This is a genomic window from Enterococcus sp. AZ089, assembly GCF_050547225.1.
Classification (GTDB): Bacteria; Bacillota; Bacilli; order Lactobacillales; family Enterococcaceae; genus Enterococcus_D; species Enterococcus_D entomosocium.
On sequence record NZ_CP172954.1, the window covers coordinates 1,178,020 to 1,193,359 of the forward strand.

The 15,340-nt window shown below is 42.9% G+C and carries 12 protein-coding genes; 7 read left to right on the top strand and 5 right to left on the bottom strand.

What is annotated here, in order from left to right; genetic code table 11:
• Nucleotides 1-189 precede the first annotated feature (189 nt).
• Entirely contained in the window at nucleotides 190-1,350 is a 1,161-nt protein-coding gene (locus IGJ01_RS05540) for a hydroxymethylglutaryl-CoA synthase (protein WP_016613067.1), read from the bottom strand.
• Nucleotides 1,351-1,542: 192 nt separating this feature from the next.
• Between IGJ01_RS05540 and IGJ01_RS05545 the strand changes: the two genes are divergently transcribed.
• Nucleotides 1,543-4,017 carry a hydroxymethylglutaryl-CoA reductase, degradative gene (locus tag IGJ01_RS05545; RefSeq protein ID WP_244733324.1) on the top strand — a complete coding sequence of 825 codons (2,475 nt, stop codon included), beginning with the start codon at nucleotides 1,543-1,545 and terminating at the stop codon, nucleotides 4,015-4,017.
• Between the two features lie 38 nt (nucleotides 4,018-4,055).
• Here the strand turns inward: IGJ01_RS05545 and IGJ01_RS05550 are convergent, their stop codons facing one another.
• From IGJ01_RS05550 to IGJ01_RS05560, 3 genes are all read right to left on the bottom strand, one after another.
• Entirely contained in the window at nucleotides 4,056-4,760 is a 705-nt protein-coding gene (locus IGJ01_RS05550; RefSeq protein ID WP_196044173.1) for a hypothetical protein, read from the bottom strand.
• A 114-nt stretch (nucleotides 4,761-4,874) separates the two neighbouring features.
• A complete protein-coding gene (locus IGJ01_RS05555) occupies nucleotides 4,875-5,156 on the bottom strand; it encodes a hypothetical protein (RefSeq protein WP_005237130.1) in 282 nt (93 codons plus the stop codon).
• A 25-nt stretch (nucleotides 5,157-5,181) separates the two neighbouring features.
• On the bottom strand, nucleotides 5,182-6,027 hold the full coding sequence (locus IGJ01_RS05560) for an aldo/keto reductase (protein ID WP_005237128.1): 846 nt from the start codon (nucleotides 6,025-6,027) through the stop codon (nucleotides 5,182-5,184).
• 162 nt (nucleotides 6,028-6,189) lie between these two features.
• On the opposite strand from IGJ01_RS05560, the gene IGJ01_RS05565 reads away from it, so the two are divergent.
• Nucleotides 6,190-7,194, top strand: coding sequence for a nucleoid-associated protein (locus IGJ01_RS05565; RefSeq protein WP_005237126.1), 1,005 nt, complete (start codon nucleotides 6,190-6,192; stop codon nucleotides 7,192-7,194).
• Between the two features lie 128 nt (nucleotides 7,195-7,322).
• Here IGJ01_RS05565 and IGJ01_RS05570 read toward each other — a convergent pair whose 3' ends face one another.
• Nucleotides 7,323-7,682, bottom strand: a complete 360-nt coding sequence (locus IGJ01_RS05570) for a YxeA family protein (protein ID WP_005237124.1) — start codon at nucleotides 7,680-7,682, stop codon at nucleotides 7,323-7,325.
• Nucleotides 7,683-7,926: 244 nt separating this feature from the next.
• Between IGJ01_RS05570 and tuf the strand changes: the two genes are divergently transcribed.
• The 5 genes from tuf (at nucleotide 7,927) to IGJ01_RS05595 (ending at nucleotide 15,281) form a co-directional block, all read left to right on the top strand.
• Complete coding sequence (gene tuf, locus IGJ01_RS05575) at nucleotides 7,927-9,114, top strand: elongation factor Tu (RefSeq protein WP_005237121.1); 1,188 nt, start codon at nucleotides 7,927-7,929, stop codon at nucleotides 9,112-9,114.
• Nucleotides 9,115-9,329: 215 nt separating this feature from the next.
• The gene (locus IGJ01_RS05580; RefSeq protein ID WP_016621009.1) at nucleotides 9,330-9,959 is read left to right on the top strand and encodes a lysozyme family protein; all 630 of its coding nucleotides are present in this window, start codon (nucleotides 9,330-9,332) and stop codon (nucleotides 9,957-9,959) included.
• Nucleotides 9,960-10,116: 157 nt separating this feature from the next.
• Entirely contained in the window at nucleotides 10,117-11,952 is a 1,836-nt protein-coding gene (gene dnaG / locus IGJ01_RS05585) for a DNA primase (protein ID WP_008381016.1), read from the top strand.
• A gap of 23 nt (nucleotides 11,953-11,975) precedes the next feature.
• Entirely contained in the window at nucleotides 11,976-13,082 is a 1,107-nt protein-coding gene (gene rpoD, locus IGJ01_RS05590; protein WP_005229298.1) for an RNA polymerase sigma factor RpoD, read from the top strand.
• 309 nt (nucleotides 13,083-13,391) lie between these two features.
• Nucleotides 13,392-15,281 (top strand): cell division site-positioning protein MapZ family protein, encoded by a 1,890-nt coding sequence (locus IGJ01_RS05595; protein WP_194199408.1) that lies wholly within the window; start codon nucleotides 13,392-13,394, stop codon nucleotides 15,279-15,281.
• The last annotated feature ends 59 nt before the right edge of the window (nucleotides 15,282-15,340 follow it).

Below are 15,340 nucleotides of genomic sequence, written 5' to 3' on the forward strand. Positions count from 1 at the left end.
TGAATTGTTTTTAGTATAGACAAAAAAAAGCGGACTGTCAAATGTTTTTCCTGAATTATCTGAAAATTTTTGAATAACAATCAGAAAAAGTTTGAAAAAGATGCTTTGTTTCAACAAATTAAAAAGAAAGAAAAAAACTTTGTTTCATCAAGCTTTCTTGCTTGAAAATAAACAAAGTTTTTCTTAACATCACTCGTTTTCTTCTTTATAATAACGAATGGTATTTTTGATTTCACGAATACTGTAAAGCAGATCATCCTCAAAGGATTGATCTTGATCAATATCGATGGTCTCATTGAACATTGCTTCGTATTCAGCAATCGTTAGTTTTTGACGGGCATCAAGTAACGTTTGGTGAGCAGCTTGTGCTAACTGTTTTTCATAACCGGGTACCAATACGCCGCTGAAAAATTCAGCAACCGCTCCTGAGCCGTAACTAAACAGTCCTATCCGATCATTGGCTTGCAAGCTGGAGGAATTTTCCAATAAAGAGATCAAGCCTAGGTACAATGAACCCGTATACAAGTTGCCGGTACGACGACTGTAAACGATCGATTCTTCATAGCGAGCCATCAGGCGTTCTTGTTGCGTTTCTTCTTCTTCGGCAAAAACAGCCAATAAGGCTTTTTTTCCCATTTTTGTATAAGGAATATGGAAACTCAATGCAGCGTAATCTTTTGCTGTGCGTTGCGTTTTTTCGCAATGGGCTTGCCAAACTTGTTTAAAGGAATCGATATAGACGGCATTTGACAAGTGGCCATCTACCATTGGATATTGATGACCAACGGGACGCCAAAAATCATAAATGTCTTGCGTCAACATCAAATTATCGTTATCCAACTGCAAAATCGCTGGATCTGCAGAGATCAGCATAGCAACTGCACCTACGCCTTGAGTGGGCTCTCCACCGGAAGCTAAGCCATACCGGGCGATGTCTGAAGCCACCACCAAAACTTTGCTTTTTGGATTGGCTTGTACGTGGGCTTTAGCAAACTGTAAGCCTGCTGTTGCGCCATAACACGCTTCTTTGATTTCAAAGGAGCGGGCAAATGGTTGAATACCCAATAGGCGATGCAAAACCACTGCCGAAGCCTTTGATTCATCGATGCCGGATTCTGTGCCGACGATCACCATATCAATTGCTTGTAAATCTTCTTTTGTGAGGATATCTTTTGCCGCATGCATGGCAAAGGTGACGATATCTTGCGTTTTTTTATTGACCGCCATTTGATCTTGACCGATCCCGATCGTAAATTTATTTGGGTCGACCTCTCGGGCGTGAGCTAGATCAACCATATCTATAAAATAGGGGGGGACATAAAAATTTATTTTATCAATACCAACGTTCATTCCGTCGCTCCTTTATGTTCTACGTACTTAGTAGGCTACACGTTCTAAGGTATCATATTTTTTGAAAAAAATGAAAAAGAATTGATTAGAATTTAAACTTTATTAAAGAAAGTAGAAAAGGGCACAGCAAGCTGATGTGGGGTATTCTTTTTTGGAGGATTTAATGATATATTTCAAGAGGAGGTGACGTACGTGGAAGAAGTTGTCATTATCGACGCACTAAGAACGCCAATTGGCAAATACCATGGGTCATTAAAAGAATATTCAGCAGTAGAATTAGGAACAATTGCTGCGAAAGCCTTGTTGGCAAGAAACCAACAAGCAAAAGAACATATCGCACAAGTGATTATCGGAAATGTCCTGCAAGCAGGCAGTGGGCAAAATCCAAGTCGCCAAGTTTCCCTGCAAAGTGGGCTTTCTTCAGATATTCCAGCCTCAACGATCAACGAAGTTTGCGGTTCGGGAATGAAAGCGATTCTAATGGGCATGGAGCAAATTCAGTTAAACAAGGCATCAGTCGTCTTGACTGGTGGGATCGAAAGTATGACGAATGCGCCACTATTCAGTTATTATAACAAGGCGGATGATCAGTATTCAAATCCAGTATCGACAATGATGCATGATGGCTTAACAGACGCTTTTAGCAGCAAACCGATGGGCTTAACGGCTGAAACTGTTGCAGAAAGATATGGCATCACTCGACAAGAACAAGATGAATTTGCCTACCACTCCCAAATGAAGGCTGCCAAAGCACAAGCGGAAAAGAAATTTGAGCAAGAGATCGTACCCGTGACCGAAAAGTCTGCTACCGTTTCCCAGGATGAAGGCATTCGCGCCGCTACGACAGTCGAAAAATTAGCTGAACTAAAAACGGTTTTCAAAAAGGACGGTACGGTGACTGCTGGGAATGCCTCAACCATCAATGATGGGGCTGCCATGGTCTTGATCGCCTCAAAAAGCTATTGTGAGGAGCATCAGATTCCTTATCTGGCAGTGATCAAAGAGATCGTTGAAGTTGGCTTTGCCCCAGAGATCATGGGAATCTCACCAATCAAAGCAATCGATACTTTGCTGAAAAAGCAAGCACTGTCGATTGAAGATATCGGTATTTTTGAAATCAATGAAGCCTTTGCAGCTTCCTCGATCGTAGTAGAACGTGAACTTGGTTTGGATCCCAAGAAAGTCAACCGTTACGGTGGGGGCATTTCCCTTGGCCATGCGATTGGAGCAACCGGTGCTCGGATCGCAACGACCGTCGCTTATCAGCTAAAAGACACACAAGAACGTTATGGGATCGCCTCTTTATGTGTCGGTGGCGGGTTAGGGCTAGCGATGCTGTTAGAAAATCCTTCGGCGGCAGCAAGTCAAGCCGATTTTCATGAAGAGTCGGCATCAGAAAAAACAGAAAAAAAAAAGTTTTACGCCCTTACGCCTAACGAACGACTAACCTTTCTTGAAGCACAAGGGGCGATCACAGCAGCCGAATCCTTGGTTTTTCAAGAAATGGCATTAGACAAGGAAACCGCCAATCACTTGATCGAAAACCAGATCAGTGAAGTGGAGATTCCCTTAGGTGTGGGGTTGAATCTGCAAGTGAATGGCAAGAGATACAATGTCCCGTTAGCCACAGAAGAACCTTCTGTGATTGCAGCGATGAGCAATGGAGCAAAAATGGCTGGGCCCATTACAACGACCAGTCAAGAACGTTTGCTTCGAGGCCAGATCGTCTTTATGACTGTTCAGGACCCGGATGCCATTTTGGCAAAAGTCAACACAGAGCAAGCGGCGATTTTTGCAGTGGCGAACGCGGCGTATCCCTCGATCGTAAAACGCGGCGGGGGCTTACGACGAGTGATTAGTCGGAACTTCTCGCCAACAGAATCTGAATTAGCAACAGCCTATGTCTCAATCGATTTGTTGGTTGATGTCAAAGATGCCATGGGCGCCAACATCATCAATTCGATTTTAGAAGGAGTGGCCGACCTCTTTCGGAAGTGGTTCCCAGAAGAAGAAATTCTCTTTAGTATTTTAAGTAATCTTGCCACGGAATCGTTAGTAACAGCCACTTGCTCCGTGCCTTTTGACAAACTGAGCAAGATCGGAAAGGGTAGACAAGTTGCCGAAAAAATCGTTCATGCAGCTGATTTTGCCAAGATTGATCCATATCGTGCCGCCACCCATAACAAAGGGATCATGAATGGCGTTGAAGCGCTGATTTTGGCTACCGGAAATGACACTCGTGCCGTTTCGGCAGCTTGTCATGGCTATGCTGCCCGTAATGGTCGCATGCAAGGGCTGACTTCTTGGAAAATAGTAGAAGGCCGTTTGATTGGTAGTATCACACTTCCGTTGGCGATCGCCACAGTCGGGGGTGCCACAAAAGTATTGCCAAAAGCCCAAGCGGCGTTGGCTTTGACCGGTGTTGAAACGGCGAGTGAGTTAGCTTCGCTGGCGGCAAGTGTCGGGTTGGCTCAGAATCTGGCAGCTTTGCGGGCATTGGTTTCAGAAGGAATTCAGCAAGGCCATATGAGCATGCAAGCCCGTTCATTAGCTATTTCAGTTGGGGCAAAAGGAACTGAGATCGATCAGCTGGCAGCTAAGCTGCGAGCGGCGAGTCAAATGAACCAAGAGCAAGCCCGTAAATTTTTAACAGAAATACGCAACTAAAAAAGGTTCTCTAGGGAAATTCCTAGAGAACCTTTTGTTTATCGTTTAGAAATCGCCGTGTGGGCATACGCCTCGATCAATGGAATGACTTCTAGTTTTACTTTGTATTTGCGTTCTAGAGCGGTTTCGATGGTAAAAGTATCACTTTCTGTTTCAGAAATTGTTGCTAGAACACGATCTTCTTTCGGGGAAGCTTCGATCACGGTCGTTTCTCCTGAAGATTGTTTTGCAGAAAATTTAGGGAATGCTGCGATTTTTTCGGCAAATGCTGAAAAAGTCATGGATTCGTCAGAATCATCAGCCGTTGATTTTTCCACTTCTTTAGTTTTAGTTGATGCAGGTCTAGTTGGTGCCGTTTCTTCCTTCACTTCTGCTGGTTCTTTCGCAGGAGCGGATGTAGGTGCCGCACTTTCTTGCGGATTGGTCGGTAACCAGTAAGCAGCGATCTCATCGACTAAGTTGTCGCTGAAACGATCAAGTAAGCCAGCTTCTAAGCGTTGAATTCGTTTCACGACGATTTTGAAGTTCTCATCTAAAGGAACAGCGATTTTTTGTTCTTTGGGTGTTTCCTTCAACAATTCAATCAATAATTCCTCTTGATTTTTAGGATTGATATAAACAGTTGTCGGAAGGTCGAACTTATCTGCTGTTTTGCGCTCGATCGCTGTAAACAACTGTTGTCGAGCTGTTTCATAAGACGGGCGGAATTGTTGTTTCAATTTTGCTAATTGTTTCTTTTTCATAATCTTCTCCTCTCGATCACTATCGATTATAAGGAAAATTTGCAGAAAAGAACAGTCATTCTCATGAAAAAATACAAAAAAAATTATATATTTCCTGAAAAAACGCCAGCGCTGCTAAAGAAGCGGCGTTGGCGTTTCTACTAGATCATTGATTTGATGGTACTTAGGCATTAGGATCAAAAGCTCCTTGTCTCCAGTGGCGACTAAGTAGTTTTCCCAAAGAAAAAAGCGTACTTCCCCAGTGAGTTTCTCAGCCAGCATCTGCTGATAGTCGCTAGACGACCATTGACGCGCCGGAAAATGTTGGACTTTGCCTGGCCATACAAGAAAAACAAAATCAGCATGTAAGGCTTTTTGAACAGCAGGGGAGAGGTGAATCAAATCAGTTGTCTTCATAGGCTTCTCCTTATAGAGAGTAAAATTAAAACCCTGTCGTATCTGGATTGGTCGCTTTCCCAACGACGCCATCTAATTGATCGATCGTATTCATGTCTTCTTCAGATAGCTCAAAATCAAAGACATGGATGTTTTCTTCGATCCGACTTGGTGTGACTGATTTTGGTAATGGCAAGAAACCATGTTGTAAAGACCAGCGTAATGCAACTTGAGCGATTGATTTTTGATGCTTTTCAGCTAATGCTTTCATTTCTGGTACATCAAATATCTTTCCGGTACCTAATGGGCTGTATGCTTCAAGCAATACATCGTGTTCTTGGCAATAAGTCACCACTTCTTCTTGTAACTCGCCAGGTGCAAGGAAAATCTGATTGACCATTGGGAAGATGGTCGCTGTTTTTTTCAATTCTTCAAAATGATGAGGCAAGAAGTTGCTGACCCCGATCGCTTTGATTTTGCCTGCTTGATACAATTCTTCAAAAGCGCGCCATGTTTCTGCATTCGCTGTTTGCCAGGTGTCGCGAAAGGCTACTGGGTTTGGCCAATGGATTAAGAAAAGATCGATATAGTCTGTTTGTAGTTTCTCTAAGGACTCTTCAAAAGAAGACATCACAAGATCATAGGAATGGTTCGCATTCCACAATTTTGTAGTCAAAAAGAGTTCTTCGCGGGGAATGCCGCTTTCTTTGATCGCTTGACCAACACTGGCTTCATTTTTATAGCCTTGGGCTGTATCAATATGGCGGTAACCTACTTCCAGTGCTTTTTTGACTGATGCTACGGCAACGTCGCCGTCTGGTGTTTGCCATGTGCCAAAACCTAACTCAGGGATGGTTACATTGTTTGATAACGTATAGCTGTTCATGTTCATTCCTCCGTTTTCTGTGATACCTTTAGTTTAGCAGACGAGGACGGATTTTCCAATGAATGCATCTTTCAAAAAGGAAGTGGCCAATAAGAAAAATGACGTTTGGCTCTTGTCAGTTCGCCTATTTTTTTTGTACACTAGACAAATGGATAAGGAGCGTAACTAATGGATATTTATTTGAAACATGCGATATTACACATTATTGACCGTCAAACTGGTGATCCGGTTTTTTCTCAAGTTGAACTCGATTTGACCACGGAATACATCCGCGATTATTTGACGAAAAAAATACAGAAACTTGCAACACCGCAAACCAAAACAGGGCGTTTACTCGAAACATCAATGATCGCTCAACTGGTCAAACAAGCACCCGAAGACTTTGTCGCAGCCAGTGAAGCGATCGTCCAACGGTGGTATGAAGCGTACAAGGAAAGTGAAGATGCACCAAGTGCGGATGCCTTTGTGGTCTTGTATGAATTTGATACAAGAATGCAGTTGGCATTTTTGAAGGTCAACTATCAAGACGGCTATACGCACTTTATTGATAATGGGGAAGCTGGGATCGAAAACAATTTAATTTTGCATCGTGCCTTACTAGCAGGTAAAACTCAAAAGGCCGATGAAGGGATCACAATTGATGTGGAGAGCTTAGACTTTGAACTGATTGAAAAGAAATATAGCTTTTCAGGTGAAAAATATGCCTACTTTTCAACGAAAGTCATTGATGCCGAACCGATTCCCTCGTTAGAAGAAAACGTCAAAGTCATCAAAAAAGTAGCGGAAAAAATTGGTCAGAAATTTGAAACACCTACCTATAACGTTGTTGCCGATTTAAAAGAAGCGGTTTACGACACGATCGAAGAGTCAGGACACATTGATGTCAGTGAAGTGGCGCAAAAAGTCTTTAAAGACAATATTACCGCTCAGCTTTCTTTTCAAGAAGAAGTGGCTGAAAAAGGATTTGTCAATCAGGCACCAATGATGCGGGATGTCCGTGAGATCTCAGAGAAAAAATTCGGGAAACAAAAACTAAAATTATCTAACGGGATCGAATTGATCGTTCCTTTGGATGTTTACCGAGATCCAAATTTGATCGAATTTATCAATAATCCAGACGGAACGATTTCCGTAACGATCAAAAATGTAGAAGAAGTAATTAATCGGATGTAGGACAAAGGTCTTATGTGTGGATGATGCGGAGCTAACAACATAGAACGAGCACAAAAAAGCAGAGATTCCTCTTTAAGTAATGAGGAGTCTCTGCTTTTTTTCTGGATATCTTTGATCAATATCAGCAATTATTGATCGGTCAGTTTCTCAAGGGCGGCTTTGGGAACGTCTTCTTCAGAAACTTCTTCCCAGCTCAGAACACCTTTATTAGGATTGACCAATAATTTCAAATAGGCACCTTCTCTTAAAGGCGCGGAACGGTGCTCATTCATTTTGACCGTTTTGACTTCTCCAGAGGAACTGTAAGCGTCTTGTGTGTAACGGTAGACATCTTCGGCAACTCCGTTATCACTAATTTCCGTGTCGTGCTCGCCGGCATCCCTGATGACTGTATAGTAGTCACTTCCACCATAGTAATAATGATAAGTAGCAAAACAGCCACCAAGGAAAATTGCTGCAAAAACCAGCGCTGCAATGATTTTTTTCACATTTCTCACCTCATCTTCTATTATTCATAAAAATTGTCCTACGTCCAATAGATCGAAAAAAGCAAAGAAATTCTTAGGGATTAGCAGACGAGACATCTCACTTGACTTTGACTAATTTTGACCTATAATAAGAGTAGATTTAAACTTACAAAAAATAAGTTGATACTTATGAATTTGGAAGCGTAAATCGCAAAATATGATTCGAGTCAAAGAACGACTCAACTTTCTCTAGGAGGGAAACAATATGGCAAAACAACATTATGATCGTAGCAAACCCCATGTTAATATCGGAACGATAGGACACGTCGACCATGGGAAAACAACCTTGACTGCTGCTATTACCACAGTTCTTGGGAAAAAAGGACTTGCCAATCCGCAAGATTACGCAAGTATCGACGCGGCTCCTGAGGAACGCGAACGTGGTATCACCATCAATACTGCCCATGTAGAATACGAAACAGAAAAACGGCACTATGCCCATATCGATGCACCAGGACACGCGGATTACGTGAAAAATATGATTACAGGGGCTGCCCAAATGGACGGCGCAATCTTGGTCGTATCAGCGACAGATGGCCCAATGCCGCAAACCCGTGAACATATTTTGCTTTCTCGTCAAGTGGGTGTGAAACATTTGATCGTCTTTTTAAATAAAACAGACCTTGTCGATGATGATGAGTTGATCGATTTAGTTGAAATGGAAGTCAGAGAATTGCTGACTGAATATGATTTTCCAGGTGATGACATTCCTGTGATCAAAGGCTCTGCCTTAAAAGCCTTGGAAGGTGACCCAGAGGCTGAAGCAGCGATCTTAACGCTGATGGATACGGTAGATGAATATATCCCAACACCTGAACGAGACACTGATAAACCATTATTATTGCCGATCGAAGATGTCTTTTCAATTACTGGACGGGGAACCGTTGCTTCCGGTCGGATCGATCGCGGAACAGTAAAAGTCGGTGATGAAGTAGAAATCGTCGGAATCAAACCTGAAACACAAAAAGCAGTCGTGACAGGAGTAGAAATGTTCCGTAAGACGATGGACTTTGGGGAAGCTGGTGATAACGTAGGGGTATTATTACGGGGAATCACCCGGGATGAAATTGAACGGGGCCAAGTGTTAGCAAAACCAGGTTCCATCACACCACATACGAAATTCCAAGCAGAAGTCTATGTGTTGACAAAGGAAGAAGGCGGTCGCCATACCCCATTCTTTAATAACTATCGCCCACAATTTTACTTCCGTACAACGGACGTAACTGGGAATATCGTTTTACCAGAAGGAACGGAAATGGTTATGCCTGGTGACAACGTAACGATCGATGTGGAATTGATCCATCCAATCGCTGTGGAAAATGGAACGACTTTCTCCATTCGTGAAGGTGGACGAACAGTTGGTTCTGGTATCGTGACCACGATCGAAAAATAAAAAACAGTGAAACAGTGCTTCCATTATCTGAAGGAGCACTGTTTCCTTTTTCATGTCAAACCAGCAACAATCCCTCCATCAGCTTAGGATTGCTTGTTTTTTTCTAAATAATCTTGTGATTTTATTAAGGATTTTTTAGGAGAGAAAAAATTCTAGTCAGCCTGTTCATTTCATAGTACGATAGATTCTGACTTAGAAAAGATGGGATGTATTTGATGAGAAAAATTCGACGTTTCCTAGGATTTGTACTGAAGTTTGCGCTCTTGCTGCTGCTGATTGGAGCAGGGGTTTGGGGCTATCGAAACTACACGGCATTGAAAGCTGTCTATGCGTATGAAGCGGAAATCGCACAGCAGACACAAGCCCACGACATCTCTGAATATCAGTCTTTAGCAATGAGTATCATGCTGACGGAGTCAAAAGGACAAGGCAATGATCCGATGCAAAGTTCTGAAAGTGTATATGGAAAACAAAACCAATTTGATACGCCAGAACAAAGCATCGAACAAGGGGTTTCTTATTTAGCCGAGTTGATCGAAAAAGCAGAGCAAATGAACTGTGATCTTTGGACCGCAGTCCAGGCTTATAATTTTGGTACAGATTATATTGATTATGTCGCTGAACGGGGTGGCGTGAACACCTTAGAATTAGCAGAAACATATTCCAGAGAGGTTTTATCCCCGTTATTAGGCAATGATACAGAACAGACCTATCGTTATTGGGGCATCCAATCGGTCTTTTATAATGGCGGTCATTTGTATCACAATGGCGGCAATATGTTCTATGCGGATCTAATAAAATTGAACCGATGGAAAATCGATGTTACGGCAGGGTTCTTTTCCTGATTGTCACAAAATAACTGAAGTAAAAAAGCTTGAAATACAAATAGAATATGGTAAAATCATTATGAGTGATTCCGTCTAATTATTCTTCGCACTGATACCTATTAGTGCGTTTTTTTACCTAATAAACGATGAATACTTACCAAATGGAGGTGAGTGGATGGCACGAATTCCTCAAACGATCATTGACGATATTCGCGAACGCAGCAATATTGTTGATATCGTGGGACAGTATGTCCAGTTAAAGAAATCTGGAAAGAATTATTTTGGTTTGTGTCCCTTCCATAATGAGAAATCACCTTCTTTTTCCGTTGCAGAAGACAAACAAATTTTTCATTGTTTTGGTTGCGGTCGTGGGGGCAATGTTTACGGTTTTTTGCAAGAGCTTGAAGGCATCAGTTTTCCTGAAGCAGTCGTCAAAGTAGCAGAAATGAACGATATTCCTCTTGATCCGCAATACCAGCAATCAGAAGGCATCAATGAAGCGACCTCACAAACGAGTCAATTGATTGCGCTGCATGAAAAAGCCGCCGAGGTCTATCATCACATGTTGGTGAATACGGCTGCTGGCCAAGAAGCGCTTGATTATTTATTGGATCGCGGATTGACGATGGCATTGATCGAAGAATTCAATATTGGTTTTGCGCCGAATGAACGCTCGTTTTTGGAGAAAGTCTTTTTGAATGAACAAGCCAAAGCTGAATTTTTTCCTGATACAGGGCTCTTTGTTCAACGAAACGATGGCTCATTGGCAGACCGCTTTTACCAACGAATCATGTTTCCGATCCGTAATCCTCAAGGAAAAACAATTGGTTTTTCTGGTCGTTGGCTAGCAAGCGAAAAAGTTGGTGATCAAGACCAGCCGAAATATTTAAATAGTCCAGAAACGATCCTTTTCAACAAGCGCGAGGTTCTGTTCAACTTTGACAAAGCACGCCGTGCGATGCGCAAAGATGGCCAAGTGTATTTATTTGAAGGATTTATGGACGTGATTGCCGCTTGGCAGGCAGGAATCGAAAATGGGATCGCCTCAATGGGGACCAGTTTGACCAATCAGCAGATCGCCCATATCGAGCGAGTGGCACAAGAAGTGATTCTTTGTTACGATGGAGATAGTGCAGGGGTTGAAGCGACAAACCGCGGGATCGAGCTTCTGCAAAACAATAGCCGTTTGAAATTATCTGTGGTGCGAGTGCCGGAACGGATGGACCCAGATGAGTATTTGCGCAAATATGGGACAGAAGCTTTTTATAAACTAGCTGTCCACGGCAAAGAAACCGTTTTTGCCTTCAAGATGGATTATCATCGGATGAATCGCAATTTAGCCAATGAGAAGGAGCAACTGGACTATGTCCAAGTTGTTTTAAATGAATTGCAGCGTGTGGATTCTTTGTTGGAGCAAGACCGCTATTTGACTCAGTTGTCTACAGAGTTCAATTTGAGTCGTGAGACCTTGCAGCAGCAGCTTAAGCAAAACCGGCAAGAGCAACGGACGATGCAAGATGTAGCGCCACCGCCGCCAACAGACACCCCTGTGGTCTTTACGCCGCCTACACGGCAGCAGCCCAAAACACAGGTGGAAAAAGCGCAAGAATTATTATTGTACCGTTTGTTTCATGACAGTACGTTAAACCATCGCTTCCGAGCGAGTGGTATATCCTTTATCCATGATCGTTATCAACAACTGTATCTGCTGTTTGATGCGTATATGGAAACAGAAGAACACTTTGTTTTAGCAAAGTTCTTAGATTTTTTAAAAGAAGATTCAATGAAAAAAATGGTGATCGATATTGCAGATCTTAAAGCTTCTGAGGAAGGGACTGAACAAGAATTTCAGGACATTCTGCAGGTCTTTCAAAAGTCGGGCATTGCTGAAGAAATCAATCAAAAACGAATCCAGCAGCAAGAAGCAAGACAAATAGGAAACCAGCAATTAGAACTTGAACTTGCAATCGAAATCATTGATTTGACCAAACGGTTGAAACAAGCTAAATAGCGAACTGAAAGGGGCTTTCTTTCATGGCAGAAGAAACAAAAAAAACGTATGACAAAGCAGTTGCCGAATACATCCGAGAAAACAAAACAAAGGGGCAAGTTGTTTACGATGACATTACCAATCGTTTAGCAACGCCTTATACTTTGGATGCTGATGCAATGGACAAACTAATTCAAAAACTGGAGGATTCCGGCATCAGTGTCGTGGATGAAAATGGAGAGCCTTCAGTCCATAGTTTAAAGAGTAATGAAAAACGACAAGAAACCCAACCTCAAGAAGATTTGTCTGCACCGACTGGTGTGAAAATCAATGACCCTGTGCGGATGTACTTGAAAGAGATCGGTCGGGTACCGCTTTTGACCGCAGAAGAAGAAGTGGCTCTCGCTCTGAAAATCGAAGAAGGCGACCAAGAAGCGAAACAGCGTTTGGCAGAAGCCAACTTACGTTTGGTAGTCAGCATCGCCAAACGTTATGTGGGTCGGGGAATGCAATTTCTTGATTTGATCCAAGAAGGAAACATGGGCTTGATGAAAGCCGTTGAGAAATTTGATTATCGCAAAGGGTTTAAATTCTCGACCTATGCGACCTGGTGGATCCGTCAAGCGATCACTCGTGCCATCGCTGACCAAGCTCGAACCATTCGGATCCCAGTGCATATGGTGGAAACCATCAACAAATTGATTCGTATCCAACGGCAATTATTGCAAGACTTAGGACGCGAACCGACACCAGAAGAAATCGGCGCAGAAATGGATTTGCCAACGGAAAAAGTTCGTGAAATCTTGAAGATCGCTCAAGAGCCCGTTTCATTAGAAACACCAATCGGTGAAGAAGATGATTCTCATCTAGGTGATTTTATTGAGGACCAAGATGCTACAAGTCCGGCAGAGCATGCGGCTTATGAGCTTTTGAAAGAGCAATTAGAAGATGTATTGGATACGTTAACTGACCGTGAAGAAAATGTGCTACGCTTGCGTTTCGGAATCGATGATGGCCGTACTCGGACCTTAGAAGAAGTCGGCAAAGTCTTTGGGGTAACCAGAGAACGGATTCGTCAGATTGAAGCAAAAGCGTTACGGAAACTACGCCACCCATCTCGTTCAAAACAATTGAAAGATTTCTTAGAATAATTAAGGTTTATTGACTTTCCAAAGGTCCCCTTTGGAAAGTCTTTTTTGTTCAGGTTTTGTCATCTCTCCATAGGATAAGTAAAGAACTTAATAAAAACGTAACCAAGCAAGTGTTGGCTAATTGCCTAGAATGTGATAAATTTAATTTTGTGCATCTGCACAATTGAGTAATAAAAAAGAAATGCGAAAAAAGACCCATTATTTGTCGGTCTTTGAAATAGGAAGCAGTGGGCGCGTCAAGCGTTTGATCTGGTAGGGTACTGCTTCATAGAAGGAAATGCAAAAAACAAAAGGAGTCAGTTTGAATCAATGAAGAAGACATGTCCTGAATGTGGATTTCAAGCAATAGAAGAAACACCCGTTTGTCCCAATTGCGGGTTTCAATGGAACCAAGCAAAGGAGAATGAACAGGAACCATCATCTGACTCTTCCGTTACGCCAGAAGAGCTACAAAACAAAAACGATGATATTCGCTGGTCTGACTTTAAAAATGTTCCGATTGGAAAAATGGAGGAGCACTTAGGCGATCGGCCATCCTCGAATGAAGAAACGATCGACCTTGCACAGCAAGAGGCTTTTTCTGATGAGCAAAAAACACCACTTGAATCAGAGTCTAAACAAGAACCAAAAACAGTGGAAAACTCTGAGTCTACAGAAGAACACACAATTTCAGCCAGTGAAGAAGTTAATGAGACCGATGCACTGAGTACGGATGAACAGCATGACTCTGAGATTTTGGCCGCTTATATCCGACAGCACAAACTTGATGAAGAAGCAAAGGCAGCAGCTGCTCTAGAAGCAGAAGAAACCGCCATTGATCTTTCCTCTGCTGAAGAGGAAAGTCAGATGCAAGCCAGCGAGGAACCTCTGCCGTCAAGCGAGGAGGAAGTGGTGACGGAGCCAGTTATTGAAGAAGCTGAGAAGCAGCCAGAACCAGTCATCGATCCAATTCCTGAACCAATCACCGCAGCGGATGAAACGCCACAAAAGGCGACTGCTGAAGAAGAAACGTCTTCTTCCAGTGAAAGCAAGAAGAGCCCTCGCAAAGCACTCTATATTACAGCGGCTTGTTTGTTAGTGGCAGCGGGTGGTGGTTGGGCTTATTACTATCAACAGCAGCAACAAGAAACTGCCCGACAAACGCAACTGGCGCAAGAGAACCGTACGTTAGATCAGATCGAAAATGAGTTGAATGATTTTTATACAAATGATGAGCGAGTGTTCATTAAAAGCGACAAAACAGCAGAACAGCTGACGGCTGTGACGAATCAGTTGGCAGATTTTCAAGACCACGAACGATACGAGATCTTGTCACAAGAAGCAGAGACAATTGCTGACAAATTAGCAGCTTTGACAGAGATCAATAGCTATTTCAGCAGTCCTGCAGTTGTGGAGGATCAGTTGGAAGAAGTCTCGTTGAAAGAAGCTGCTGCTGTCACAATGGCGAAGCGTGAGAACGGGGATGCCTTTGATGAGTTGATCAATCAAGCCATCGACATGGGACAAAAAGAGTTCAGCGCGATCGAGGAAGTTCAAAATGCAGTGAAGAGCATGGTGGCTTTAAGTGGTGACGGTGAAGCACCGGCGAGTGTCACTCGTGAGAACTACAATGCCTTGATGAAAAAAATCCAAGCTTTGCCAATCGATTCACTGGTTGAAAGTCTTACGACGGAACTACGTAAAGTCGATACTGCCTTGACGAAGCGTGAAACAGCTACCCAACAAGCAGCGGCGCAACAACAAGCTGCCCAAGAAGCAGCACAAGCGGCGGCTTCCGAGAACAACGCTTCCGCTTCGAGCAGCGGATCTACAAGCGCTGCGACGCCCGCGCAAAGTACTTCTGAAGAAGAGTATGTGCTTTCGCCGAATACACCAACAAATACCAACAATCAGCCAATTATTCCAGCCCGCCAAAGTGATTTGAATGATGTAAACAATAGCGCCTGGGTGTGGGCAGATGGTGTCCAAGAAAAAATCATCGCCACAGCGATTGCTCGCGGTTATGTGGTAGAAGGCGGCTATACTTTTGAACGTGTACGAATCGTCAATGGTGAAGGCTATTACAATTTTTATGCGACAAATGCCCAAGGCAGCTTGCTTAAAGGAACGGATGATTCAGCGTTCCCGCTATACTTATTTACGGTAAACGCCAAAACTGGCTATTTCAGAGGCAATGGGAACGATCACACCGTTCGCTAAGTCTCCTGAGTCACTAGAAAATTTTCAGAGTTATTACATGCACATGTGAAAAATACTTG

Bases quoted from the DNA above. Each gene is read 5' to 3' on its own strand.
- IGJ01_RS05565 (WP_005237126.1), top strand. From the start codon at position 6,190: ATGGATATTTATTTGAAACATGCGATATTACACATTATTGACCGTCAA.
- IGJ01_RS05550 (WP_196044173.1), bottom strand. From the start codon at position 4,760: ATGAAAAAGAAACAATTAGCAAAATTGAAACAACAATTCCGCCCGTCT.
- rpoD (WP_005229298.1), top strand. From the start codon at position 11,976: ATGGCAGAAGAAACAAAAAAAACGTATGACAAAGCAGTTGCCGAATAC.
- IGJ01_RS05595 (WP_194199408.1), top strand. From the start codon at position 13,392: ATGAAGAAGACATGTCCTGAATGTGGATTTCAAGCAATAGAAGAAACA.
- IGJ01_RS05540 (WP_016613067.1), bottom strand. From the start codon at position 1,350: ATGAACGTTGGTATTGATAAAATAAATTTTTATGTCCCCCCCTATTTT.
- IGJ01_RS05555 (WP_005237130.1), bottom strand. From the start codon at position 5,156: ATGAAGACAACTGATTTGATTCACCTCTCCCCTGCTGTTCAAAAAGCC.
- IGJ01_RS05560 (WP_005237128.1), bottom strand. From the start codon at position 6,027: ATGAACATGAACAGCTATACGTTATCAAACAATGTAACCATCCCTGAG.
- IGJ01_RS05580 (WP_016621009.1), top strand. From the start codon at position 9,330: ATGAGAAAAATTCGACGTTTCCTAGGATTTGTACTGAAGTTTGCGCTC.
- tuf (WP_005237121.1), top strand. From the start codon at position 7,927: ATGGCAAAACAACATTATGATCGTAGCAAACCCCATGTTAATATCGGA.
- dnaG (WP_008381016.1), top strand. From the start codon at position 10,117: ATGGCACGAATTCCTCAAACGATCATTGACGATATTCGCGAACGCAGC.